General features: G+C 68.2%; 23 protein-coding genes. 13 read left to right on the top strand and 10 right to left on the bottom strand.

Annotated elements, in window-relative coordinates; all coding sequences use genetic code 11:
- Together R8F63_06840 and R8F63_06835 are read right to left on the bottom strand one after the other, a co-directional pair.
- Positions 1-408: a nucleoside 2-deoxyribosyltransferase gene (locus R8F63_06840; protein ID MDW3218313.1), complete on the bottom strand. Its 408-nt coding sequence runs from the start codon at positions 406-408 to the stop codon at positions 1-3.
- Positions 405-755: a hypothetical protein gene (locus R8F63_06835; protein MDW3218312.1), complete on the bottom strand. Its 351-nt coding sequence runs from the start codon at positions 753-755 to the stop codon at positions 405-407. Before R8F63_06835 ends, R8F63_06840 begins: the two co-directional genes overlap by 4 nt.
- Before the next feature lie 44 nt (positions 756-799).
- Between R8F63_06835 and R8F63_06830 the strand changes: the two genes are divergently transcribed.
- Positions 800-2,035: an amidohydrolase family protein gene (locus tag R8F63_06830; GenBank protein MDW3218311.1), complete on the top strand. Its 1,236-nt coding sequence runs from the start codon at positions 800-802 to the stop codon at positions 2,033-2,035.
- A 102-nt stretch (positions 2,036-2,137) separates the two neighbouring features.
- Here R8F63_06830 and ald read toward each other — a convergent pair whose 3' ends face one another.
- The 4 genes from ald to R8F63_06810 all read right to left on the bottom strand — a co-directional run bounded on the left by ald (position 2,138) and on the right by R8F63_06810 (position 8,215).
- Positions 2,138-3,265, bottom strand: a complete 1,128-nt coding sequence (gene ald, locus R8F63_06825; GenBank protein MDW3218310.1) for an alanine dehydrogenase — start codon at positions 3,263-3,265, stop codon at positions 2,138-2,140.
- 44 nt (positions 3,266-3,309) lie between these two features.
- Entirely contained in the window at positions 3,310-3,789 is a 480-nt protein-coding gene (locus tag R8F63_06820; GenBank protein ID MDW3218309.1) for a YbaK/EbsC family protein, read from the bottom strand.
- A 67-nt stretch (positions 3,790-3,856) separates the two neighbouring features.
- Complete coding sequence (locus tag R8F63_06815; GenBank protein MDW3218308.1) at positions 3,857-6,694, bottom strand: molybdopterin-dependent oxidoreductase; 2,838 nt, start codon at positions 6,692-6,694, stop codon at positions 3,857-3,859.
- Positions 6,695-6,703: 9 nt separating this feature from the next.
- The gene (locus R8F63_06810) at positions 6,704-8,215 is read right to left on the bottom strand and encodes a 4Fe-4S dicluster domain-containing protein (protein MDW3218307.1); all 1,512 of its coding nucleotides are present in this window, start codon (positions 8,213-8,215) and stop codon (positions 6,704-6,706) included.
- A 126-nt stretch (positions 8,216-8,341) separates the two neighbouring features.
- Here R8F63_06810 and R8F63_06805 point away from each other — a divergent pair, with 126 nt between their 5' ends.
- Positions 8,342-9,469 carry an aminotransferase class V-fold PLP-dependent enzyme gene (locus R8F63_06805; protein ID MDW3218306.1) on the top strand — a complete coding sequence of 376 codons (1,128 nt, stop codon included), beginning with the start codon at positions 8,342-8,344 and terminating at the stop codon, positions 9,467-9,469.
- A 175-nt stretch (positions 9,470-9,644) separates the two neighbouring features.
- Here the strand turns inward: R8F63_06805 and R8F63_06800 are convergent, their stop codons facing one another.
- On the bottom strand, positions 9,645-9,821 hold the full coding sequence (locus tag R8F63_06800) for an ArsC/Spx/MgsR family protein (GenBank protein ID MDW3218305.1): 177 nt from the start codon (positions 9,819-9,821) through the stop codon (positions 9,645-9,647).
- 175 nt (positions 9,822-9,996) lie between these two features.
- Between R8F63_06800 and R8F63_06795 the strand changes: the two genes are divergently transcribed.
- Entirely contained in the window at positions 9,997-10,491 is a 495-nt protein-coding gene (locus tag R8F63_06795) for a flavodoxin (protein MDW3218304.1), read from the top strand.
- A gap of 6 nt (positions 10,492-10,497) precedes the next feature.
- On the opposite strand, the gene R8F63_06790 is transcribed toward R8F63_06795, so the two are convergent.
- From R8F63_06790 to R8F63_06780, 3 genes are read right to left on the bottom strand one after another with little or no spacing between them, the layout of a single operon-like run.
- Complete coding sequence (locus R8F63_06790; protein ID MDW3218303.1) at positions 10,498-11,325, bottom strand: oxidoreductase; 828 nt, start codon at positions 11,323-11,325, stop codon at positions 10,498-10,500.
- The gene (locus tag R8F63_06785) at positions 11,325-12,572 is read right to left on the bottom strand and encodes a hypothetical protein (GenBank protein ID MDW3218302.1); all 1,248 of its coding nucleotides are present in this window, start codon (positions 12,570-12,572) and stop codon (positions 11,325-11,327) included. Before R8F63_06785 ends, R8F63_06790 begins: the two co-directional genes overlap by 1 nt.
- A gap of 52 nt (positions 12,573-12,624) precedes the next feature.
- Positions 12,625-13,788, bottom strand: a complete 1,164-nt coding sequence (locus R8F63_06780) for a sulfotransferase (GenBank protein ID MDW3218301.1) — start codon at positions 13,786-13,788, stop codon at positions 12,625-12,627.
- Between the two features lie 44 nt (positions 13,789-13,832).
- Here R8F63_06780 and R8F63_06775 point away from each other — a divergent pair, with 44 nt between their 5' ends.
- The 10 genes from R8F63_06775 to R8F63_06730 are packed head-to-tail and all read left to right on the top strand — an operon-like array spanning position 13,833 to position 25,216.
- A complete protein-coding gene (locus tag R8F63_06775) occupies positions 13,833-14,282 on the top strand; it encodes a nuclear transport factor 2 family protein (GenBank protein MDW3218300.1) in 450 nt (149 codons plus the stop codon).
- Between the two features lie 57 nt (positions 14,283-14,339).
- Positions 14,340-15,536: an amidohydrolase family protein gene (locus R8F63_06770; protein MDW3218299.1), complete on the top strand. Its 1,197-nt coding sequence runs from the start codon at positions 14,340-14,342 to the stop codon at positions 15,534-15,536.
- A gap of 8 nt (positions 15,537-15,544) precedes the next feature.
- Positions 15,545-16,279, top strand: a complete 735-nt coding sequence (locus tag R8F63_06765) for a hypothetical protein (GenBank protein MDW3218298.1) — start codon at positions 15,545-15,547, stop codon at positions 16,277-16,279.
- A gap of 32 nt (positions 16,280-16,311) precedes the next feature.
- A complete protein-coding gene (locus R8F63_06760) occupies positions 16,312-18,120 on the top strand; it encodes an NAD(P)/FAD-dependent oxidoreductase (GenBank protein ID MDW3218297.1) in 1,809 nt (602 codons plus the stop codon).
- A 52-nt stretch (positions 18,121-18,172) separates the two neighbouring features.
- Positions 18,173-18,982: an ABC transporter ATP-binding protein gene (locus R8F63_06755; protein ID MDW3218296.1), complete on the top strand. Its 810-nt coding sequence runs from the start codon at positions 18,173-18,175 to the stop codon at positions 18,980-18,982.
- A complete protein-coding gene (locus tag R8F63_06750) occupies positions 18,979-19,752 on the top strand; it encodes an ABC transporter ATP-binding protein (GenBank protein ID MDW3218295.1) in 774 nt (257 codons plus the stop codon). Before R8F63_06755 ends, R8F63_06750 begins: the two co-directional genes overlap by 4 nt.
- Positions 19,749-21,584 carry an AMP-binding protein gene (locus R8F63_06745; protein ID MDW3218294.1) on the top strand — a complete coding sequence of 612 codons (1,836 nt, stop codon included), beginning with the start codon at positions 19,749-19,751 and terminating at the stop codon, positions 21,582-21,584. The genes R8F63_06750 and R8F63_06745 overlap by 4 nt, the downstream gene beginning before the upstream one ends.
- Positions 21,581-22,663: a branched-chain amino acid ABC transporter permease gene (locus R8F63_06740; GenBank protein ID MDW3218293.1), complete on the top strand. Its 1,083-nt coding sequence runs from the start codon at positions 21,581-21,583 to the stop codon at positions 22,661-22,663. The genes R8F63_06745 and R8F63_06740 overlap by 4 nt, the downstream gene beginning before the upstream one ends.
- Complete coding sequence (locus R8F63_06735; GenBank protein ID MDW3218292.1) at positions 22,660-23,850, top strand: branched-chain amino acid ABC transporter permease; 1,191 nt, start codon at positions 22,660-22,662, stop codon at positions 23,848-23,850. Before R8F63_06740 ends, R8F63_06735 begins: the two co-directional genes overlap by 4 nt.
- Before the next feature lie 31 nt (positions 23,851-23,881).
- Positions 23,882-25,216 (top strand): ABC transporter substrate-binding protein, encoded by a 1,335-nt coding sequence (locus tag R8F63_06730; GenBank protein ID MDW3218291.1) that lies wholly within the window; start codon positions 23,882-23,884, stop codon positions 25,214-25,216.
- Positions 25,217-25,297: the final 81 nt, after the last annotated feature.

Below are 25,297 nucleotides of genomic sequence, written 5' to 3'. Positions count from 1 at the left end.
TCACCGGGCGTCGAGCGCTTCGGCGAGGTCCTCGAGCGAGTGGACGATGCGCTCCAGCGAGCACTCGATCATCAGGTTGACGATCTCGTCGTCGAAGCGACGGCGCCAGTCGGTGTGGATGCCGACGACGCGGACACCCTTCGCGGCGGCGTAGCCGACCTCCCACGCGGTGCCGTCGTCCGTGGACAGGCCGTTGAGGCTCGCGACCACGAGGTCGCACCGGTCGATGGCGCTGACGTTGTTCTCGTAGATGTCCCGCACGTTGTCCGCTGTCTTGTCCGGGTTGTCGCGATGGGGCAGGAAGGTGGCGTAGCCCGCCGCCGCCACCACTCGGTCCACCTCGGTGATCCACCAGCGTTCGCCCTCGTCGAAGAGCGGACCGGCCACGTAGACGAGACCGCGGCTCACGTCTTCGCCCGCTCCTCGTCCGGGAGGCTGTCGGGTTGGCGGCCGGCGGTCACGTCGACCCGGCGCACGTCCTTGACCAGCCAGCACTTGGTGGGCGCGTCGTCGAGAACCAGGCGTCCTTCGTCCGAGATGAGCGCATGGCGCAGCACGTCGAGCGGTATCGAGGCGAGGAACAGGCCGTCGCCCGAGTGCACGGTGCCGTGATCGCCCGTCGGCCGGGCGTCGCCGAGCAGCGTCGCCAGCGGCCCGGACCGGCGGGCGACGGTGATCTGGTTGGCGACGAGGCCGGACACGGTGATCGTGTCGGGGTCGCCGGCCCGGCGGATGGGTGCGGTCGAATCGTTCATGCCCGCATTCTTCCTCATCGCTCGCGTCTCGGTAGATTGGGCGCATGAGCACCGCGAGCGATGTCACCCCGGCGGAGGAAGATCTCCCGCTGATGATCTCCGTCGACGATCACGTCATGGAGCCGAAGGATCTCTGGCAGCAGCAACTGCCGGCGAGCAAGCGTGACCGCGGTCCGCGTGTCGTCCAGGAGAAGATCCGGCTGAAGTTCGAGGGTGGCCACTACGGCTTCGAGCGCAACGACCCCGACGGTCAGCTCTGCGATGTGTGGCTCTACGACGACCTCGTCGTGCCGACCGGCTTCCTGCACGGCCCGGCCGGCGTGCCCCGTGAGGAGCAGCGCAACGTCGCCGCCGTCTACGAGGATCTCCGGCCCGGCACCTACGACCAGGCCGCTCGTCTCGCCGACATGGACATGAACCATGTCGAGGCCGCCATCAACTACCCGAACATCTTTCCCCGCTTCTGCGGGCAGGGGTTCCTCGAGCGCGAGGACAAGGAGTTCGCGCTCGAGTGCCTGAAGATCTACAACGACTGGATCATCGATGACTGGGGCGGCGGCGCCGGCAAGGGTCGCCTGATCCCGCTCACCCTCGTCCCGCTGTGGGACCCGGCGCTCGCGGCCGAGGAGGTTCGCCGGTGCGCGGCGAAGGGCTCGTACGCCATCGCGTTCTCGGAGAACCCCTCCAAGCTCGGCTGCGCAACGATGTACAGCGGCGAGTGGGACGTCCTGTGGCAGGCCTGCGAGGAAGCCGACGTCACGGTGTCGATGCACATCGGCTCCTCGTCGTCGATGCCGTCGACCTCGCCTGACGCGCCGCTTGCCACGTCGATGTCCCTCTATGCGCAGAACGCCGAGGGTTCGTTCGTCGACTGGGTCTTCTCCGGCACGCTCGAGCGGTTCCCCGAGATCAAGATCGCCTACGCCGAGAGTCAGGTCGGATGGATGCCGTTCCAGATGGAACGCATGGATTCCGTCTTCCGCGAGGGGCGGGGCGGCGTCGGTGGCTCCGGTCCCCTGCCGAGCGAGATCGCCAAGGGGCGGATCTTCGGCTGTATCTTCGACGACCTCGTCGGCCTCAAGCAGCGCGAGGACGTGGGCATCGAACAGATCCTGTTCGAGACCGACTACCCGCACTCCGACGGCACGTTCCCCCACTCGCGCAAGGTCGCCCACTCGATGTTCGCCGCCGTCGGCATGAACGCCGAGGAGTGCTACAAGGTGCTCCGCGGCAACGCCATCGAGGCCTACGGCCTCCAGCGCTTCGGCATCACCGAGTAGGTCCCCCTCCGCAGGCGATCTCTGGTCAGGAAAGTGTCGACTCCGGACGCGCAATAGCGCCGTTTTCGCGCCTTTCGTGACCAGAGAAGCCTCGTACCGGGGTCAGCCGAGGGCGCGGTCGATCGCGTCGCTGGGCTCCACGAATTCGAGGCTCTGGGCCTCGGCGACGTGTTGCTCGGTGAGCATCCCGGCGCACACGTTGAGACCGTTGCGGAGATGTTCGTCGTCGCGCAGCGCGCGGGCGACGCCCTTGTCGGCGAGGGCGAGCGTGAACGGCAACGTGGCGTTGTTGAGCGCGTAGGTCGACGTTTTCGGCACCGCACCGGGCATGTTGGCGACGCAATAGTGCACGACCCCGTCGACGACATAAGTCGGTTCCGCGTGGGTGGTGGGGCGAGCCGTCTCGATGGACCCGCCCTGGTCGATCGCCACGTCGACGACGACGGAACCGTCGCGCATCGCCCGGATCATCTCGGCGGTGACCAGCTTGGGCGCCCGGGCGCCACGCACCAGGACCGCGCCGATCACGAGGTCGGCGTTGACGACGAGGTGTTCGAGCGCGGCGGTGGTCGAGTAGACGGTCTCGAGCTCGGCGCCGAACCGGCGGGACAGTCGGCCGAGGACGTCCAGATCGCGGTCGAGCACGGTGACCTGCGCGCCGAGGCCGATCGCCATCTCGATCGCGTTCTCGCCGACGACGCCGCCCCCGATCACCACGACGCGGGCCGACGGGACCCCGGGCACCCCACCGAGCAGCAGACCGGCACCGCCGTGGGGCGCTTCGAGCGAGGACGCGCCGGCCTGGATAGACATCCGCCCTGCGACCTGCGACATCGGGGCGAGCAGTGGGAGTCCCCCGTGGGGGTCGGTGACGGTCTCGTAGGCGATCGCCGTGCCGCCGCTAGCGAGGAGATCCGCCGTCTGGGCCGGATCGGGGGCGAGATGGAGATAGGTGAACAGGGTCTGCCCGTCGCGCAGCATCGCCCGCTCCTCGGCCTGAGGTTCCTTGACCTTCACGACCATGTCGGTGCCCGCCCAGACCCTGGCCACGTCCGGCTCGATCGAGGCGCCCGCGGTGGTGTAGTCGAGATCGGTCGCGCCGATGCCTTCCCCGGCGCCCTTCTGCACCACGACCTCGTGACCGTGGGTCACGAGCTCGCGGACGCTGGTCGGGGTCAGGCCGACACGGCGCTCTGCGGTCTTGATTTCCGTGGGGCATCCGATGCGCATCCGCCCACGGTACGAGAGATACGACGGTCGTGGGAGGCTGATCGTCAGTCGACGGGCTTCGCGAGGCCGTCGACGACCTCGGCGTCCGCCAGGGCCGCGAGCGTCGTCGGAGGACAGAGGATCTTTCGGTCCCGCGTCCCGCCTCCGACGATCACGCGATCGCGTGCCATCACGGCGGCGTCGATCCAGACCGGAATGTCCGCGGGGAGGCCGAACGGTGTGACGCCGCCGATCTGCATACCGCCGGACCGCTCGATCGTCTCCTCCGCTGCCGCGAACGACGCCTTGCGGGTGCCGAGTCTCTTGCGGACTGCGCCGTTCACGTCGAGGCGGGTCGTCGCGAGCACGACGCAGCAGGCCATCGGCCGTTCGTCGGACTTGCCGACGACGAGGATGGCGTTGGCCGAGTCGTCCGGTGCGTAGCCGTAGGCCTCGCAGAATGCGGCGGTGTCCGCGAGGTCCGGATCACACGGCACGACCTCGTGCTCCAGATCTGCGAGTGCGTCGAGGACGGGATCGGTCATGGGCCCCATTCTCCCCGATCTTTCCCGATCCGCGTTGAGTTGTGGTCGTCTCACGACCACAACTCGGTTAAGAACGCGTGGGTTCGCCGAGGTGGTACATGGGGGCGGCGGGCTTGAGGGGGCGGGCGTACCACAGGGGTCGGCGCAACCCGCCGGGGCCTGGGGCGGGGCGGGTCTTGGCGAGCCAGTCGAGGTAGGCCTCGCGGGACTTGGCGGTGTCGACGACCGCGTCGCCGTACTGGTCGCCGGACTCAGCCGGCCCCACGGTGACCCGCTGGTGCCAGCACTGCATGCCGGAGACCGGGTCGGGCTGCACGGAGAAGGTGAGGTTCTGATGGACGCCGGTGTCGTTCCACCAGATCCGGTTCGTGTCGGGGTCGTCGCTGTCCCAACGGCGGATGCCGTCGGTGCGCGACAGCTTCCATGTGCCGTCGGGCTGCTTGTCGATCGTGGCCTTCCCGGCTCCCCACGAGCGGGCCTGGTCCTCTTCGATGCGCCAGCGGCCCATGTGGTGCGAGGCGGCGACGACGCCGGGTCGGATTCCCTCGGTCCGCCAGGCCTGGATGACGAAGTGGCCGATGCGGGTGGTGATCCGGACGAGTCCGTTCTCCTCGATCCCCAGCTTTTCGGCGTCGCTCGGGTGGATCCAGAGCGGATGGCGATGGCTGATCTCGTTGAGCCACTTCGAGTTCGCGGAGCGCGTGTGGATGAGGGTCGGGATCCGGAACGTGGGCAGCAGGATCCGCTCCCCTGCGTCCATGTCGAGGTCCTGGTGGTGGACATGGGACGGGATCCACGTCGGCGCCGCGTACTCGGGCCACCCCCAGTCCTTCAGCGTGGTGGAGAACAGCTCCAGCTTCTTCGAGGGCGTCGGGAACCCCGCCTTCACCTCGCCGTCGACCTCGACGGCCGGCGATCCCTCCCCGAGATCGGCGAGGCTGATCTCCTCGAGCCCGGCGGGCGTTCCGTCCCAGTTGCTGATCGTGCCGGGCTTGCGGAACACCCCGTCGTCACCCTTGTCGCAGTCGGCGACCTCGGCGTCGCCGACGAGCCGCGCGTAGGGCGTGATCATGTCGCCGGGCACCGCGTACGACCCGACGTCGCGCATGTACTCGAGCGGTGTCTTCCCCGCCGCGGCGGCATCGTCGGCGAGACCCGGCACGGACTCGGCGAACATCGTGCCGTAGTACTCGTCGACCGTGATCGGCGTACCCGGGCGCTCGTCCGATTCGAACCACTTCCGGATTCCCCGGGATCCGTCGGGATCGATGCGCCACGAGAGGTCGATCCAGAACTCGTTCTCCTCCCAGACCTCCCCGGGGTTGAACTCGTGGGTGCGCGTCTCGTGGTCGAGCTCCTCGCCCCGGATCTCGGCGTAGCGCCGGTACACGGGCTGGCGGAAGCCGATCCAGCGACCGTTGTGCGTCTCGAAGCTGGCGACGTCGTGGCGCTCGGTGCCGACCCCCATCGGGAGGACGTAGTCGGCGAACCACGACGTCTCCGACCAGGTCGGGGTGAGGGCGACGTGGCACTTGACCTTCGACTCGTCGGTGAGCGCCTCCATCCAGGAGAAGCCGTCGGGGTTGGTCCAGATCGGGTTGTAGACCCGGCTGAAGTAGACGTCGAGCGTGCCTCGGCCCTCGTTGAGGAAGTGCGGGAGCAGGATGGACATCTCGTGGTACGAGAGCGGGTACTCGCGGGGCCACGAGAGTTCGTTCCACTGGTGCAGCGCGGGCGCGCCCTTCGGCTGGGCCGGCTTGAACTTGTTCCAGCCGTTGCCGCTCGTGCCGCCGACGGTGGCCACCGACCCGGTCAGCACGTTGAGGAAGAACAGGCAGCGAGCGGTCTGCCAGCCGCCGAGATTGCCCGCGCCGGCGGCGCGCCAGTTGTGCGACGCGAACTTCGTGGGGTGGGCGCCGATGATCGCAGCGATCTCCCGGAGCTCGTCGCCGTCGACGCCACACATCTCCTCGGCGGCCTCCGGCGTGTACTCGGCGTAGGCATCGAGCAGGGCCGACTCCACGGAGGCGAACTCCACCGGCAGGTCCGGCCTGGTCTCGCGGAGGTAGGTCTCCCAGTTCGTCCAGCGGCGGACGAAGTCGCGCTCCCAGGTGCCGTTCTCGAGCAGCAGCCGGGCGATCGTCAGCAGCAGGAAGGGCTCGGTGCCGGGCCACGCCGGCAGCCAGTGATCGGCCTTCGACCCCGTGTTGGACAGGCGCGGGTCCACACAGATGATCGTCGCCCCCTTCTGCTGGGCCTCGATGATGCGCTGGGCGTGGGGGTTGAAGTAGTGGCCGGCCTCGAGATGGCTCGAGATGAGGAAGATCACCTCGGCGTTGGCGAAGTCCGACGAGGGCCGGTCGTGGCCCATCCAACTCTGGTACCCGATCCGGGCGTTGGACGAGCAGATGTTGGTGTGGCTGTTGTGGCCGTCGACGCCCCAGGCCTTCAGCACGCGGTCGGCGTAGCCGTCCTCCCCGGGTCGGCCGACGTGGTACATGATCCCGTCGCGTCGGTCCTCGTCCATCGCCGTCGCGATCCGGGCACCGATGTCCGCGAGCGCCTCGTCCCAGGTGACCCGCTCCCACCGGCCCGAGCCCCGTTCGCCGACGCGGCGCATCGGATGGAGGATCCGCTCGGTGTCGTGCACCTGGTTCAGCGTCGCCGGACCCTTCGCGCAGTTCCTGCCCCGCGACGCCGGGTGCAGCGGGTTGCCCTCGATCTTGTCGATCTCGCCGGTCTCGTGGTTGACGTGGGCGAGCAAGCCGCACGCGGCCTCGCAGTTGAAGCAGGTCGTGGGCACGAGCGAGTGGTGCTCCTCGACCCGGTCGGGCCACGCCTTGGCGTTCAGTGAGGTGACGTCGTGCCAGTCCTCGTGCGGTGGGTACTGGCGCAGATCGGTCATCAGGGTCTCCTACGACAGCGGGACGGACTGGCCGGCACGGACAAAGGCGTCTTCGTAGGCCCACAGCGCGGCGAGGGCGACGATGCCGGCGGCCGCACCCAGGGCCGGCTCGGGCTCGGCGGCAGCCAGGTTCACGACGACGAGGACGGCGGCCAGGACGAGTCCGCCCACCCCGAGCCGGTACTTCCGCGCCTGTCCACCTCTGGTGAGCACGTGCATCGCCGCCTCGACGTGCGGTGTGCTGCGAGATGCCGTCTCGATCCAGAGCAGCGCGAGCGTGGCGACGGCGCCGCCGAGGAACGCCCAGTGCACGGCATCGACCGAGGGCAGGTCCATGCCGAGGTCGAGGATCGCGTAGGTGGCTCCCCCGGCGGTGATCGCCTGGGCCAACAGCGTCGGGAGCAGCAGCGGCGTCTGCCACAGGTCGCGGCCTTCGCACTGGGCGAAGAGGAACGCCGTGTAGCCGGCCGTGCCCGCGGCGAACACCGCCGTCGGGATCGCCAGCACGGCGATGGCCGTCGGCGTGTCGGCGAGCCCCGCGGCCCACCAGGCGGCGAGGCAGACGGCGAACCCGGCGAGGACGTAGGCGCCGCGCACGAGCCAGGAGTCCCAGCTGCCCCGGGTGATGAGGTAGTGGAACCGGCCCGGCTGCTTGAGGTCCGCCACCAGCAACACGCCGGTGAGCGCCAGGAACGCGCCCGCGACCATCGGCGGGACGACCCCGACGGCCGCCTGCTCGGCGCGGTGACCGAGCAGGACGAGCAGCGCGGCGACGAGCATCACACCCGCCGCGATCGCCTTCGTCACCAGATACCCCGAGACCTTGCCCTTCCAGGTCATCTGGTGCGGGGTGGTGTAGGTGGTCCGGGCGACCACCCCGTGCGTGGCCGGTGGCACGGTCGGATGGGCCGGCGTGGTGTCCGCCCAGATCAGACCATCGTCGGCGATCGCGGTGCGGAGCGGATTCAGCGAGGCCTGGTCGGCGCCGCGGTAGTACACCTTCGGGTTCGTGCCCTGCTCGGGCGAGCGCACCGCGACGTCCTCCCGGGCGATGATCTTCGTCGCCGCGTTCAGCGGATCGTCCAGATCGGCGACCTTGATCGCGTGCGTCGGGCAGACGACGACGCACGACGGTTCGAGGTCCAGCTCGATGCGGTGATTGCAGAAGTTGCACTTGTTGGCGGTGTTGGTCTCGGGGTTGATGTAGATCGCGTCGTAGGGGCACGCGTTCATGCAGCCCTTGCACCCGATGCAGTTGTCGTCGTCGAAGTCGACGACACCGTTCGGAGCGCGGTAGAGCGCGTTCGTCGGGCAGATCGTCATGCAGGGCGCGTCGTCGCAGTGGTTGCAGCGCATCACCGAGAAATGACGGCTGACGTTGGGGAACGAGCCGGTCTCGATGTACTTGACCCAGGTGCGGTTGACGCCGAGGGGGACGTCGTGCTCGCTCTTGCAGGCCACCGTGCAGGCGTGGCACCCGATGCACGAATCGCTGTCGAGGAGGAACCCGAGTCTGGTCACGACGATCCTTCGCGGAAATGTACGGACAAATCGAGTGTAGGCGCGATGCGGCGTCCACACGTGATGGCACGGCCCGGCGCGATCTGCGAGCGTGTGGCCGTCCGTTCCCGAACGAAGCGAGCTCCGATGCCCGGCCTGCGCCCCGATGTCGATCCCGATGGTCTCCTCGAGTACTCGGTCGTCTACACCGACCGGGCGCTCAACCACATGAGCCGGACCTTCCAGGACGTGATGAACGACATCAGCACCACCCTGGCGTCGGTCTACAACGCCCACTCCGTCACCATCGTTCCGGGAAGCGGCACGTACGGGATGGAGGCGGTCGCCCGCCAGTTCGCGACGGACCAGCACTGCCTGGTGATCCGCAACGGCTTCTTCTCGTACCGCTGGACCCAGATCTTCGACACGGGTTCGATCCCGAGTTCGCACACCGTGCTCGCGGCGCGGCGCGCGGCGGAGGGGCCCACCGAGCCGTTCGCCCCCGCGCCGATCGACGAGGTGGTCGCCGCGATCGAGTCCGAGAAGCCGGCGGTGGTGTGCGCGCCCCACGTCGAGACCGCCTCGGGCATGATCCTGCCGGACGACTACCTGCGAGCCGTGGCCGACGCGACGCACGCGGCCGGCGGGCTCTTCGTGCTCGACTGCATCGCGTCCGGCACGATCTGGGTCGGCATGGCGGACATCGGCGTCGACGTGCTCATCAGCGCGCCGCAGAAGGGGTGGTCCGGGTCACCGTTCGGCGCCCTCGTCATGTTGAACGAACGGGCCGACGCACGGTTGGCCGAGACGCAGAGCACCAGTTTCGCCTGCGACCTCGGCAAGTGGCGCTCGATCATGGCGGCCTACGAAGCGGGCGGCCACGCCTATCACGCGACGATGCCGACGGACGCGATCACGGCGTTTCGCGACGTCATGGCCGAGACCGCCGCGATCGGGTTCGACACGGTCCGCGCCGCGCAACAGGAACTGGGCGACCGGGTACGCGCCCTCCTCGCCGATCGCGGCATCCGCAGCGTCGCGGCCGACGGGTTCGGGGCCCCCGGCGTCGTCGTGTCCTACACGGACGACCCGGCGGTGAAGAGCGGCGCCGCCTTCGCCGCGGCCGGCCTCCAGATCGCGGGCGGCGTGCCGCTCATGTGCGATGAGGGCGACGACTTCTCCACCTTCCGGCTCGGCCTGTTCGGTCTCGACAAGCTCACCGACGTCGACGGCGCCGTCGCCCGCCTCGACACCGCCCTCGACACCCTCGTCTAGCCGCCCGAGCCCCCACGCAACCCCTGGAATCTCTGGTCAGGAAAGGGTCGCCGAGCGCGGCCGATTTCGACCCTTTCCTGACCAGAGATTCCACTCGGGGGACGAGGGTCCGGCTCGGGGGACGAGGGTCCGGGGGCGAGGACTCGGGGGACGAGGGTCCGGACGGGTGTCGGGGTCAGGGGAGGATCTCGAGGACGCGTTCGGAGGGGCGGCCGATCACGGCGCGGCCGTCGAGGACGGCGATCGGGCGCTGCATGTCGGCCGGGTGGTCGACGAGATGGGCGACGACGGCGGCCGCGCTCGTGTCGTCGAGCGACGTGCGGACCATGTCCGCCGGATCACCACCGACCATGGCCACGAGCTCGGTGAGCTGGGCGGCGTCGAGCGGATCCTCGAGATAGTTGTGGATCGTGTAGTCGACCCCACGTTCGTCCAGCAGAGCGACCGCTCCGCGGGCCTTGCTTCAATTGGCGTTGTAGTACAGCGTCAGCATCAGCCGATGATGCCATGTCGAGCGGGCGACGAGCATGAGGCGACGCAGCGCGCCCGTCTGGCAGGCTCGGCTGGTGGCCCGCCTGCTGATCGTGCACCACTCCCCGACCCCCGGCCTGCGCGCCCTGCTCGACGCCGCCGTCGCGGGTACCGCCGCTCCCGGTATCGAGGGCGTCGAGGTGGTCGTCGCCGAGGCCCTCGATCCGGACCCCGAACTGGTCGCCGCGTCGGACGGGTATCTGCTCGGTACGCCGGCCAACCTCGGGTACATGAGTGGGGCGCTCAAGCACTGGTTCGACGTCGTCTACAACCCGTCCGTCGATCGCACCGCCCGGCGACCCTACGGCTGTTGGGTCCACGGAGAGTCCGACACCACCGGCGCCGTTGCGGCCATCGAGAAGATCACGACCGGACTCCAGTGGCGTGCCGTCCAGCCGCCGCTGGGCCTGATCGGTCCCGTGGACGAGGCCCTGTCCGATCAGACCTGGGAGCTGGCCGCCACCCTGGCGGCGACCCTGATGGACGCCTGAGTCACCTCAGGCGGGGAAGTCCACGTCGACCGTGACGTGCTCCCATTCGTCGATCGACGTCGACATGGCGGCGAGCTTCTCCCGCGTCGCCGCGAGCACGTCCTTGCCCAACAGCAGACGCAACGGCGGGTCATCGAGTTCGGCGATCATCACAGCGGCGTCGCCGACCTTGCGGGGATCGCCCGGCAGGTGATCGGCGAACTGCTTGATCAGGTCCTTGCGGCCCTGGACGTCGGCGTAGTCGCTGATCGCAGACTCGCTCTCGGCCATCGACCGCGACGCCCAGTCCGTGCGGAACGCCCCGGGCTCGATGTTCGTCACCCGGATCCCGAACGGTTCGACCTCCTTGGCGAGCCCCTCGCCGAGCGCTTCCATGGCGAACTTGGTGCAGCTGTAGAACACGTTGGGTGGGTTGGCGACGAGACCGGTCATCGACGAGATGTTGATGATCCGTCCGTGGCCCTGTTCGCGCATGATCGGGAGGACGAAACGGAGGGTGTCGACGACACCGAAGAAGTTGGTGTCGAACAGTCGCCGGATCTCCTCGTCCTCGCCCTCCTCCACCGCCGCCATGTAGCCGTATCCGGCGTTGTTGACGAGCACGTCGATGCTGCCGAACGCGTCCACGGTCGCCTGCACCGCGGCGGCGATCTGGCGTTCGTCGGTGACGTCGAGCGCCGTCGCACGGGCATGGTCGGGATGCTCGGTCAGGAGTGCGTCGAGGGTCTCGGGTCGCCGGGCCGTCGCCATGACCGAGTGGCCGGCCTCGAGGGCGGCCCGTGCGATCTCGCGCCCGATCCCGGTCGAGCAGCCGGTGATAAGCCAGCGGGCCATCAGACCGCCACCTCGGGCAGACGCCGCAGGTAGCCGGCTCGACGCTCGGCCAGCTGGGCGGCCCGGCCGGCGGCATCAACGCGCGGTGCGTCGGGCAGCTCGTGGTCGAGATCGTCGAGCTTCACGACGCGGCCGCGCGCCGACAGGTCCTCGCGTGCTCCCCCTTCGGGGAACTCCGCCATGCGCAGCGTGAGGTGCCCGTCGGAGAGGCCGCACGTGTCGATCCAGTTGTGCACGCCGGGGTCGCGCCCCGCGATCACGAACGTGTAGGTGCCATCCGGATTCGGGGCCGCCTGCGACTTGTTGAGGCTCGCCGTGCGGTCGACGATGTCCAGCGTCGTGCCCCACATGGTGGCGATCGGGACCGTGAAGTACTCGGCGCCCCCGTCGCTCACGTCGACGACGAACGCCTCGTCGTCGGTGATCTCGTAGCGCCCACCCACATAGACCTGGTGGCGCAGTCCGCCGGTGTGATCCGCCGACCAGGCGAGCGCGAACTCATTGGGTGGCCGCTTCATCGTGCCGTGGGACATCCGCCCCGTGAAGTCGGCGTAGTGCTCCATGAACTGCACCGTCAGCTGGGCCTGCTCATCGATCGTGCGGGCGGCCGTGGCGGGCGGGTCGTCGCCCAGACGGACGATCTCGAGATGGTTCGGATCGTCGACTCCCCAGTCGAGCATCACGTCGCGGATGTAGAACTCGTGGGCGGACGGTCCGGATCGGACGTGGTTCGGCCGGTCCCCGGCCGGTTCCGCGTCGACGGTGATGACGAAGGAGCCGTCGCTGTCAACCTCCATCGTGCGTCCGTTGAGCACGTCGACGGTGCCCATGTTCTCGTCCCAGAGGGTGAAGTAGTTCTCCGTCATGCGATTGGTGCCGACCCGGCCGCGGATCTCGTAGCGTTCGTCGCCGCTGATCGGGATGACGCGATAGATCGAGTCCGGATTGTCGATCCCCCATCGCGAGCCCGGGACCCGCTGCCCGTCGAGCTCGTGTTCGAGCCGCGTGATGCAGGTGACCTTCGGCCGCAGCGGATCCTGGTTGGAGGACCAGATCGCGGCGGAGAACATGACCTCCTCGAACGCACGGTCGAACCACGCCCGTTGCGTGTCCGAGGGGTTCGCCCGCTCGAGCCAGGCGTTGCCGACCTCGCGGTAGGCCGCCATGACGAGCGGGTGGTCGATCAGTTCGAGGGCCGCGAGCTCGTGCTCGTGCTGTATCGGGGTGGCCACGGGGTGGTCGGACATCGCTTCTCCGGTTGGACGACGGGGGCGACCCTATTCCCGGCCGGTCCGGTCGTCAGATCGGGCGGTAGCGGGCGGTGTAGGCCCGGAAGCGGTCGCGGATGGCGGCCGCCGAGAGCCCGAAATCCTCGGCGGCGTACGCGGGCCGGCCCGCCGTTTCGCGGGGGCGGTCGTCGAACCAGGAGCGCATCGCTCCCTCGGCGTCGAGCGTCAGTTCGAGCCCCGTGTCCTCGTAGACGCGAGCCACCGCGCCCACGGGATCGGCCACCACTTCCTCGAACAGGAGGTCGGTGACGCCCCGCTCGGTCCCCCACCGGTCACGAGTCGCCATGGCGCGATCGTTGGTGAACCCCATCCGCTCGATCCATTGCGCGCCCACTCGAGCGGGGTCGACCGTGTCGCTGTGCATGCGCCACAGCGTGGTGTTGAGGCTGGCCCCCGACGGGATCGTCTCGACCGGATCCCGATGGAGGTGGACGAGATGGGCCTCGGGAAAGCGGGCCACCAGCGCATCCAGATAGCCGAGGTGCGCCGGCGTCTTCAGGACCCACCGCTCGCCGAGCGCCCCCCGCTGCCGCTTCTGCCACTGGAGGAGCTGGAGCAGCCGATGGAGATGGTCGTAGGCCGGCGTGAAGTCCTGGTCGTCGAGCCAGCGCCGGTACGCCGGGACGTCGGCCGATGCCTCGGGCACATGGGACAGGAACGCGTCGGCGAGGAACATGATCTCCTCCTCGGCCTCCTCGGCGTACATGGGATGGATGGCGAAGAGCTCCGGGACGAACTCGCGGCTCTGCGCCTCGCGGGCGCGCGCCGCGGCGATGCGCGGGTCGGTGGTGGTCCAGTCGACGTCCAACGGCGCAGCGACCTCCCCGACCTCCCATCCGTAGGCGCAGGTGATGCGGGGATCGGCGGCCAGGATGCGCTGCATCAGCGTTGTCCCCGAGCGCATCATGCCGACCACCACGATCGGGTCGGTGATCCGCTCCTCGGCGATCTCCGGATGCCGCCGGAACCATTCCGTCGTCCGTAGTCGCATGGCGAGGCTGTGGACGACCCCCGATCGCAGGATGTGCACGCCGAGCTCGTTCAGCGGTGCCGCCGCGTAGCTCTCCAGGAGCACCCCGAGCGGCTCCTCGAACGGTCCCGGGCCGAAGTCGTCCAGGCCGTCGACCGCTCGGGCGTCGCGCCGGATGGCGTCCAGATCGAAGCGGCCGGTCATGGGGCCTTTGGCTACCACGTCGGGCGGCTGTCTATCGTTTCGCCATGGATGACGCCCGTCTGATCGAGAAGCTCCTCTACACCTATGCCGATCGCATCGACGCGGGCGACCTCGACGGCGTGGCCGAGATGTTCACCCACGGACGGATCTGGGGGATGGACGATCCCCCTCCCGAGGCCGTGTTCGAGGGGCGAGACGGTGTGCGCCGGTTGTACGACATGTCGACCCGGATCTACGACGACGGCACCCCGAAGACCCACCACACCACGAGCAATGTGCAGCTCGAGATCGCCGACGACGGCCTCCGCGCGAGCGGGCGGGCCTACTACTGCGTCACCCAGGCGACCGACGACCTCCCGCTGCAGCCGATCATCACCGGCCACTACCACGACACGTTCCACAAGATCGACGGAAAGTGGTGGTTCGACACCCGGATCATGTTCGTCGACCAGGTCGGCGACCTCTCCCACCACCTCAAGTACGAGTTGCCCTAGGCGATGTCAGCCGGTGCCGGTGCCGAGATCTGATGCACCGTCAGATACTGTCGCCCCATGGTCGATCTCGCCGATTTCCCGAAGATCATCTCCGTCGACGACCATGTCGTCGAGCCGGCGCATCTCTGGCAGGACCGCCTTCCCGAGCGGTACAGGGACGTCGGTCCCCGAATCGTGATCGCGCCCCAGGGCGAGATGGCGCTCGTGGACGGCGCGTGGGTCGAGACGCCGGGTGACGGCGACAAGATGGCCGCCTGGTGGCACTACGAGGACCACCGCTACCAGATCAAGGAGATGATCGCCTGCGCGGGCACGCCGCCGGAGGAAGTCACGATGCAGGGCGTGACCTACGACGACATCCGTCCCGGTTGCTTCGACCCGAAGGCCCGCCTCGCCGACATGGACGCGAACCATGTCGAAGCGTCGCTGTGTTTCCCGAACTATCCCCGCTTCTGCGGCCAGCTCTTCGCCGAGAGGCAGGACCGTGAACTCGCCCAGCTCTGCGTCGAGGCCTACAACGACTGGATGGTGGACGAGTGGTGTGGCGACTCCGGCGGCCGCCTCCTCCCCCTGTGCCTGGTTCCGCTCTGGGACGCAGACCTCGCCGCGGCCGAGATCCGTCGCAACGCGGCGCGCGGCGTCAAGGTCGTCGCCTGGTCCGAACTGCCCGCCTGGCTCGGCCTGCCGTCGATCCACTCCGGCTACTGGGATCCGTTCTTCCGGGCCTGCGAGGAGACGGGGACGGTGATCGCGATGCACATCGGCTCGGGCACCCGCACCGTGAAGCCCGCGGACGACGCCCCGACCCTCGTCACCGCCGCGCTCATCTCGGCCAACAGCGCGGCCTCGATGATTGACTTCCTGTTCAGCGGCGTCCTCGTGCGCCATCCGAACCTGAAGCTGATGTACGCGGAGAGCCAGATCGGCTGGATCCCGTACTATCTCGAACGAGCGGACGACAACTACGCAACCCACCGCTGGGCCCAGGGCGAGGAACGGCTCCCGGAGCCGCCGTCGTTCTACTACCACCGCCAGATCTTCAGCTGCTTCTTCAAGGACACGGCCGGTATGAAGCTGCTCGACGAGGTCGGCGTGGACAACGTGCTGTTCGAGACCGACTACCCCCACAGCGACGGCACGTTCCCCCGCTCCCGGGAGGTGGCCCACGAACTGTTCGGGCACCTGGACGCCGAGACGGTGCACAAGATCGCCCGCGGCAACGCCATCAAGCTCCTCGACCTGGACTTCGACTGAGCGACACCATGGATGCGCTCGCCCTCGCCCGAAGTTTCCGCGGCTCGCTGGGCATGCTCGCCATGGACTGGCTGATGGCTCCGTCCACGATCGCCGCCGGCGTCGAGCGGGGCATGCCGGACGGGCTGGCGAGCTATGCGGTCGGGCGCTGGGGTGCGCTCGGCGATTGTCCGGTCGACACGGTCGTCGGTGCCGCGTTCTTCTGGGAGCCGGACCTGGTGCGCACCCTCGTCGCGGAGGGCCGCTCGGTCATCGCGCCGATCGAGGGCGCCCGGATCTGGTCCGACATCTGCGCCCAGTGGGGTGAGGATCACCTCGCGGACTTCGACGGCGCGGCGCGGCTCGGCGAGCTGCTCGATCGGGTCGTCACCGACGCCGATCCGTTCAACGCCCCCCTCTTCGTCGGGTGGCGCGATCTCGTGACCGCCCCTCCCGGCCCGGGCCGCACGTTCCAACTCGCCCAGGCGATGCGGGAGCTGCGCTTCTCCCGGCACTGTGTCGCGGTGCAGGCCGCGGGCATCACGCCGCTCGAAGCGATCCTCGCCGGCCCGGCGGCGTTCTCGGCGACGATGTTCGGCCACCCCGAGCCGTACCCCGACGTCGGCCATCTCGGCGACGTCCGCGAGGAGATCGAAGCCCACACCGATCAGCTCCACGCCCGCGACCTCGCGTTCCTCTCCGACGACGAACGGGCCGAGCTCCGGGCGCTCGCGAAGGCCGCCCGCGCCCACGGCTCGAATTGAACTCCCGGGCCTGACTTGGTTGTCTTGCCCCGATGACGACGATCGAGTCTCCGGCCGACGACCTCGGCTTCGACCCCGACGCCCTACGCGAGAAGTACCGCATCGAACGGGACAAGCGGCTGCGCCCGGACGGCAACGACCAATACGTGGAGGTCGCCGGCGACTTCGCCTACTTCGTGGACGACCCCTACGTCGACGAGCCGATCGAACGGGCGGCGCTGACGGACGAGGTGGAGGTGGTTGTCATCGGGGGCGGTTTCGGCGGCCTCCTCGCGGGAGCCCGACTGGTCGAGGCGGGCATCACGGACGTGCGCATCATCGAGAAGGGCGGGGATTTCGGCGGCACCTGGTACTGGAACCGCTACCCGGGCGCCATGTGCGACATCGAGTCCTACATTTACCTGCCCCTCCTCGAGGAGACGGGCTTCATGCCCGCGGAGAAGTACACCAAGGCGAAGGAGATCCTCGCCCACAGCCGCACCATCGGTGAGCACTATGGGCTCTACGACGACGCCCTGTTCCAGACCGAGGTCACCGGGGCCGAGTGGGCCGAGCAGGACCGCCGGTGGATCGTCCGCACGAACCACGACGATGCGATCCGGGCCCGGTTCGTCATCATGTCGAGTGGCCCCCTGCACCGACCGAAGCTTCCCGGCATCGAGGGCATCGACACGTACGCCGGCCACTCGTTCCACACCAGCCGCTGGGACTACGGCTACACGGGCGGCGATCCAGACGGGAACCTGACCGGGCTCGAGGGCAAGCGGGTCGGCATCATCGGCACCGGGGCGACCGCGGTGCAGTGCGTCCCCCACGTCGGCGCCGCCGCGGCATCGCTGCACGTCTTCCAGCGCACCCCGTCCTCGATCGACGTGCGCGCCAACGCGCCGACGGATCCCCAGTGGGTCTCGTCGTTGCAACCGGGTTGGCACCGCGAGCGCATGGAGAACTTCAACACGCTCGTGAGCGGCGGGTTCACCGACCAGGACCTGGTGATGGACGGTTGGACGTCGATCATCGGCAAGTTCATCGAGATCGCCAAGCGCCAGGGCGACCGCTTCAGCATGGACAACCTGGCCGACACGATGGAGCTCGCGGACTTCACGAAGATGAACGAGATCCGGGCCCGCGTCGATGCGGTGGTACGCGACGCGGACACGGCCGAGGCGCTCAAACCCTGGTACCGCCAGTTCTGCAAGCGGCCCTGCTTCCACGACGAGTACCTCGACGCGTTCAACCGACCGAATGTGCATCTGGTCGACACCGACGGTCGCGGCGTCGACCGGATCACCGAACGGGGCATCGTCGTCGACGGCACGGAGTACGAGCTGGACTGCCTGATCTTCGCGACCGGCTTCGAGGTGGGGACGAGCTATACGCGCCGTACCGGCATGGACCCCGTCGGGGTGGACGGCGTCAGCCTCGGCGATCGGTGGTCCGACGGCGTGCGCACGATGCACGGCATGTTCAGCCGCAGCTTCCCGAATCTGTTCATCGTCAGCCACATCCAGGGTGGATTCACCGCCAACTACCCGCACATGCTCGACGAGGTGAGCACCCACATCGCGTACGTCCTGCGGGAGTCGCGCGAACGCGATGCCACCCGGGTCGAGGTCTCCGAGGAGGCGGAGCAGGCGTGGGTCGAGACGGTCATCGCGAGCGCCCGCGATACCGCGGAGTTCCAGGCGAGCTGCACCCCCGGCTACTACAACAACGAGGGCCAGCCGCTCGGCCCGGCGGCGGCCCAGAACGGGGCCTACGGCAAGGGGAACCTGAAGTTCTTCGCCCTGCTCGACGAGTGGCGTGACGCCGGCGATCTCGCCGGCCTCGAGCTGGGGTGAGCGGCTGGGCATCCATTGCCCCGACCGCGCCCTCAGCCTAGGGTCCCCCCTGATGGGGGAACGGGCTGATGCCTTGCTCGACGTGCGCAACGTCGAGGTCGTCTACAACGACGTGATCCTCGTCCTCCGAGGCGTGAGCCTGCGCGTCGACCGCGGCGAGATCGTGGCCCTGCTCGGGGCGAACGGAGCGGGCAAGACGACCCTGCTGCGGGCGATCACCGGCCTGCTGGAGGTCCACCGCGGCCAGATCACGAAGGGCACCGTCAACTTCGAGGGCGAGGCCGTCGACCACGAGGACCCGTCGAAGCTCGTGCGGGCCGGGGTGTCCCAGGTGATGGAGGGCCGCCGCATCTTCGCCGAACTCACGGTGGACGAGAACCTCAAGGCCGGGGCCTACACCGTGCGGGACAAGGCGAAGGTCGCCGCCGGCTACGAGCGCGTGATGGAGCTGTTCCCGGCCCTTCGGCCCCGGCGGGGTGACACGGCCGGATACATGTCGGGCGGCGAACAGCAGATGCTCGCGATCGGCCGGGCGCTGATGGCGTCCCCACAGCTCCTCCTGCTCGACGAGCCCAGCCTCGGCCTGGCCCCGCTCATCGTCGAGCAGATCAGCCAGATCATCACGACGGTCAACGAGCAGGGCACCAGCGTGCTGTTGGTGGAGCAGAACGCCCACATGGCGCTGTCGATCGCCGACCGGGCCTATGTGCTCGAGAACGGGCGTGTCGTGAAGGACGGCACGGGCGAGGAGCTTCTCGCCGACGACGACATCCGTGAGTTCTATCTCGGGGTGGGCGACGCCGGCCGCAAGTCGTTCCGAGACGTCAAGTCCTACCGGCGTCGGAAGCGGTGGTCGGCATGAGCACGGACGCTCTGCTGCAGTTCCAGGACGTGACGTTGCGCTTCGGCGGCGTGACCGCGCTCCACGAGGTCAGCTTCGAGGTCGAGCCGGGCGAGCTGTTCGCGGTCATCGGTCCGAACGGAGCCGGCAAGACATCGATCTTCAACTGCCTCAATGCGGTGTACCGCCCGAGTCACGGCACGATCACGTTCGACGGGAGGCCGGTCATCGGAGCGAAGCCGACGGAGGTCGCCCGTATGGGCGTGGCCCGCACGTTCCAGAACCTCGGCTTGTTCGCGAACCTGAACGTCATCGACAACCTGATGCTCGGCCGCCACCTGCTGATGAAGAGCGGCTTCATCAGCGGTGCGCTCTGGTTCGGTCGGGCCCGCCGCGAAGAGATCCACCATCGCGCCGCGGTCGAGGAGATCATCGACTTCCTCGAGTTGCAGGCCTACCGGTACCAGCCGGTCGGGATGTTGCCCTATGGCATCCAGAAGCGGATCGAGCTCGGCCGAGCCCTGTCGATGGAGCCGAAGTTGCTGCTCCTCGACGAGCCGGTGGCCGGCATGAACCTCGAAGAGACCGAGGACATGGCGCGGTACATCCTGGAGATCCGCAACGACCTCGGCATCGCGATGATCCTCGTCGAACACGACATGCACATGGTCATGGACCTCGCCGATCGGGTCATGGCGTTGAACTTCGGCGAGCCGCTCGCCACCGGATCGCCGCAGGAGGTCCAAGACGACCCACATGTGATCGCTGCCTACCTCGGGGAGGTCTCGTGACCGCGACCATCGACCGCACCGTCCCGCCGACGGCGGGAGCGGGCAACGAGCACACACTGCCCGCCAAGCTCCTGGCCCGGGCCGCGACGACTCCCGACACGGTGGCGCTGCGCCACAAGCAGATGGGTCGCTGGCAGGAGTACACCTGGGCCGACTATGCCGATCGGGCCGCAGCGGTGGGCGCGGGGCTCGCGTCGCTGGGTGTCGGTGCCGGCGACACGGTGGCGATCCACTCGGAGAACCGTCCCGAGTGGGTGTTCGCCGATCTCGGCACGCAGGGGCTCGGCGCGGTGGCGGTCGGCGTCTACCCGACGAGCCCGGCGGCCGAAGTCGAGTACCTGCTCGCCCACAGCGAATCGAAGGTGGTCATCGCCGAGGACGAGGAGCAGCTCGACAAGACATTCGCCGTGTGGGATCAGCTCCCCGACCTCGATTACGCGGTCGTGATCGACCCCCGCGGCGTGCGGGTGCTGGACGATCCCCGGGTGCTGACCTTCGACGAACTCCTCTCCCGGGGACGACACGCGGGGAGCGACGCGTTCGACCATTCTGTCGCTTCTCTGTCGCTCGACCACGTCGCGGTGATCGTCTACACGTCCGGCACGACCGGGCCGCCGAAGGGCGCGATGATCAGCCACCGCAACCTCCACACCTCGAGCGAGTCGTATCGCGAGGTGTTCGGTACGAGCGAGGGCGACGAGGTGCTGTCCTACCTGCCGTTGTGTCACATCGCCGAACGTCTCGTGACCGTCGTCAACGGAGTGAGCCACGGCTATGTGGCCAACTTCGGTGAAGGCGGTGAGACCTTCACCAACGACATGCGCGAGGTCCAACCGACCTTCTTCCTCGGCGTGCCGAGGGTCTGGGAGAAGATGCTGGCGGGAATCCAGGTCCGGATGGCCGATGCGAGCTGGATGAAGCGCCGCAACTACGAGTTCTGGATCGCGCGCGGCCGGCGGCTCGCTCGTTCCCGGATGAGGGGCGGACTGGGGTTCGGCGCGCGGATCGTGTACGCCCTCGGATGGTTGATGCTCTACCGGGCGCTCAAGGAACGCCTCGGGCTGGCCCGCTGCGACAAGGCGCTGTCCGGCGCGGCGCCGATCGCGCCCCAGGTCCTGGAGTTCTTCTGGAGCATCGGGGTGCCCGTGCGGGAGGGCTACGGCCAGACCGAGAACACCGGCCAGGCGACGGTGAACCCCGATGGCGACGTTCGGATCGGCACCGTCGGGGTGGCCACCGCCGGGGCCGAGGTCCGCATCGCCGACGACGGCGAGATCCTGACGCGCGGCGGTGGCACCTTCGTGGGCTACCTCAAGAATCCAGAGGCCACCGCGGAGACGATCACCGACGACGGGTGGCTCCACACCGGCGATATCGGGGAGCTCGGCGACGACGGATTCCTCACGATCACGGATCGCAAGAAGGACATCATCATCACCGCCGGTGGAAAGAACATCTCCCCGTCAGAGATCGAGAACCGGCTGAAAGTCTCGCCCTACGTGCGTGAAGCCGTGGTCATCGGCGACCGCCGGAAGTATCTCACCGCACTGATCGGCATCGAATCGGACACCGTGGGTGACTGGGCGACGCGCGAGGGCATCCCCTACACCACCTACGAGGACCTCTCCGCCAAGCCGGAGGTACGGGAGCTCATACAGCGCGTGGTCGACGAAACGAATGTCGAGTTCGCCCAGGTCGAGACGGTGAAGCGCTTCGCGCTCATCCCGGTGGAGCTCGACCACGAGGACGGCCAGCTCACCGCGACCCAGAAGGTGAAGCGCAGCGCCATCGCCGACCAGTTCGCCGCGGTCATCGGGGAGATGTACGCGTGACGCAGTTCCTCCAGGCCTCGTTCGACGGGGTGTCGCTCGGTGCGCAGTACGCGCTGATCGTGCTCGGCTTCGTGGTGATCTACCGCGCCACCGGCATCATCAACTTCGCCCAGGGAGGGGCCCTGCTCCTCGGGGCCTACATGACCTACAACGTGGCCAACACATGGGGCTGGAACTTCTACGTGGCGGTCGTCATCTCGGCGGCGGTCGTCGTGGTCTTCTCGGTCCTGCTCCAGCGGGCGATGCTCCAGCGGGTCTTCCGCGAAGTCGCCGGCGTCTGTCTCGGTCTCATCGTGTGGGCATCGGTCGTGTACAACGGTGGGTCCCACACCGTCGGCGTGCTCGTCGGCATCGCGGCCGGGCTGCTCACGTGGCAGGTCGTCGGTCTGCTCGAACGCCGGCTCGGGACCGGAGGGCCATCGGAGCTGCCCCTCTTCGGCGCCATCATGGTCACGATCGGCGTCCTGTTCGTGGTCCGGCAGGTCGTCGCCTCTATCTGGGGGTTCGGCGAGCTCAGCGTGAACGACCCGTGGGAGACCAGCACCTGGAAGGTCGGCGACGTGATCATCCAGCACGCTCGGGTCGCCACCATCGTGCTGGCGATGATCGGTCTCGGTCTGTTCTTCCTGGTCGACCGTTACACGCGGATCGGGGTCGCGATGCGGGCCACCCACTTCGACCACGAGGCTGCGATCGCCCAGGGGATCCCCACCAAGTGGGTGTTCGCCACGGCGTTCGGACTGGCCGGAGTCGCCGCCGCGTTCGCGGGCACCGCCGAAGCGTCGGGGGCCAACCTGATCACCCCCAACCTCGACCTGATCGTCTTCCTCGCGTTCCCGGCGATGATCCTCGGTGGCTTCGATTCGCCGGGCGGTGCCGTCGCCGGTGGCGTGTTGCTCGGGTGGTTCCAGAACATCGTCAAGACCTATGTGGCGAGCCCTCCGTCGTGGTTCCCGGCCGACGACCTGACCTGGTTGGGCGCAGGCTTCGACCGGGTTGCGATCTTCATCCTGATGATCGTCATCTTGATGGTGCGGCCCTACGGCCTGTTCGGCACGGAGGAGGTCCGTCGGGTATGAGCGATCGCCTTTCCCTTCGCCGGCGTCTTTTCGGCCGGGCCAACGAGCGGATGATCGTCTCCTACGACGAGGACCTCCGTCTGTTTCCCACTCGGGCCCGAAAGGCGTGGCTGCTCGCGCTCGTGTTGGTGTGGGTGTTCATCCCGACGTTGTGGGACACGTGGCCCTTCTCGATCCTCAGCAGCCGAGGCGTCAGTCTCAACACGCTGGCCTACGCGGGCGTCTTCGCGATCGCGGCCATCGGGCTCAACCTGCTCACCGGCTACACCGGCCAGGTGTCCCTCGGCCACTCGGTGTTCCTGGCCGCCGGCGCCTACTTCGCCGCCTACGCCGGCAACACCTGGGACATGCCGTTCTGGCAGTGGGTCGTGCTCGCTCCGGCCGTCGGATGGATCCTCGGCGCCGCCGTCGGTCCCTTCGCCCTCCGGTTGCGGGGAAACTATCTGGTCGTCGTCACCCTCGGGCTCGTGTTCATCGGTGAGCACGTGTTCCGCAACTGGGAGAGCGTGACCGGGGGCAATACCGGCACCTCGGCCGCGGCGGTGCCGCTCGAGCTCGGTCCTCTGGACGTGCGCGACCTCGAGCTGTTCGGCAAGGAGTTCGACGAGGAATGGGCCTTCTTCTGGCTGATCTGGCTGATGGTTGCCCTCGTCGCGTGGCTCGTGAAGAACGTCGTGCGCACCCGGCCCGGGCGGGCGCTCCAAGCGGTGCGTGACCGCGACATCGCGGCCGAGATCATCGGCATCGACGTCGGCATCACCGGGTACAAGACCCAGGCCTTCGCGTGGTCGGCCGCGATCGCCGCGTTGGCCGGCGCGCTGTTCGCCCCGCTCCAGCTCTTCATCAGTCCCGGCGACTTCGGGTTGCTCGTGTCGATCCAGTTCATCGCCATGATCATCCTCGGCGGCATGGGCACGATCTACGGGTCCATCATCGGCGCCCTCATCCTCACCGCGATGCCTCGCTTCATCGAAGGCGGCATCCCTGTGGTCGACACGATCTTCCCCGACGGGCTGCCCGGGGTCGCGGTCAAGAACTCGGACCCAGGACTCGTCACCACGTCGTCGTTGAACGTGATCGTCTACGGTTTCCTCATCGCGCTCTTCCTCCTGGTCGAGCAACGCGGACTGGCCGGCATCTGGCACCGCATTCGCAACTACTTCTCGTCCTGGCCGTTCTCCTACTGAGTCGGTCATGAAACACCCTTGGAGGGGATCCATGAAAACAAGCAAACGTCAATCGAGGACACTGCTTCGGCTGCTCGCCGTGCTGTTGTCGTTCTCGCTCGTCGCCGTGGCATGCGGTGACGACGACGGCGATGACGGGGCGTCAGGGGACGGCACATCGGATGATGGCACGTCGGACGACGACATGGCCGACGACGGTGGCGCGGCCACGGCTCCCGAGCCCGCGCCGGGCTTCGACGGGTCGACCATTCGTGTCGGCGTGATCTCGGATCTGTCGGGCCCCGCCGCGCTGATCGGCGCGCCGCTCACGGCTGGAGGTCAGGTCTACTACGACTACATCAACAGCCAGGGAGGCGTTGCCGGCCAATACATGATCGAGACGGCCGAAGCCGACCATGCGTACAACCCGACCACCGCGGTGCAGGTCTACAACGACATGAAGGACGATGTCGCCATCGTGGGCCAACTCCTGGGCACGCCGATCACCAACGCCGTGCTCGAGTCGTTGAAGGCCGACAACGTCGTGGCCTCGCCGGCGTCGCTCGACGCGTTCTGGGTGCCCGAGCAGAACCTGTTGCCACTCGGCGCTCCCTACCAGATCCAGGTCATCAACGGCCTCGACTGGTGGATCAACGAGGGTGGCGGTTCCACCGATCAGGTCTACTGCACCTTCGTGCAGGACGACCCCTACGGCGAGGCCGGACAGGCCGGCGCGGAGTTCGCAGCGGAACGTCTCGGCATCACGATCGCGGACACAGCCACCTATGTCTCCGGCGCCCCCGACTACAGCGCGCAGATCCAGCAGCTGGCCGCAAGCGGATGCGAGGTCGTGTTCCTGACGGCGCTGCCCTCCACCACCGGTGAGGCGCTGGGCGCCGCGGCCAGCGCGGAGTTCACCCCCCAGTGGATCGCCCAGTCCCCGGCCTGGATCAACGCCCTGGCCGAGAGCCCGCTGGCTCCGTACCTCGAGGCGTATCTCGTCATCGTGGGCGAGGGAGCCACCTGGGGCGACGACAGCATTCCCGGCATGGCCGAGATGGTCGCGAACCTCGAGGCCTTCGCCCCCGAGCAGGCGCCCGACTACTACTTCGTCTTCGGCTATCTCCAGGCGATCGCCGTGGTGAAGGTGCTCGAGCAGGCGGTCGCCAACGGTGACCTCAGCCGCGAGGGAATCATCGAGGCGCTCAACGGACTCGGCGAAACGTCGTTCGATGGGCTGAGCGGTGACTACTTCTACGGCCCGCCCGCCGACCGGGTGCCGCCGACGGAGAACACCATCTTCAAGGTGAACCCGGCCGTCCCGAACGGTGTCGAGGCGATCGTCACCGGCTACGAGTCCGACTTCGCCAGCGAATTCGAATTCTGATCTGACCCGGATCTGAGACCGGCAGAGATGGGACGGGGCTCTGAGCCCCGTCCCATCTTCGCGTTCGCGGCCGGTAACAAT

It is taken from the genome of Acidimicrobiales bacterium (assembly GCA_033344915.1).
Taxonomy (GTDB): Bacteria; Actinomycetota; Acidimicrobiia; order Acidimicrobiales; family Aldehydirespiratoraceae; genus JAJRXC01.
Note: the sequence above shows the minus strand (reverse complement) of the source record. Positions and strands in the feature narration are given on the sequence as shown.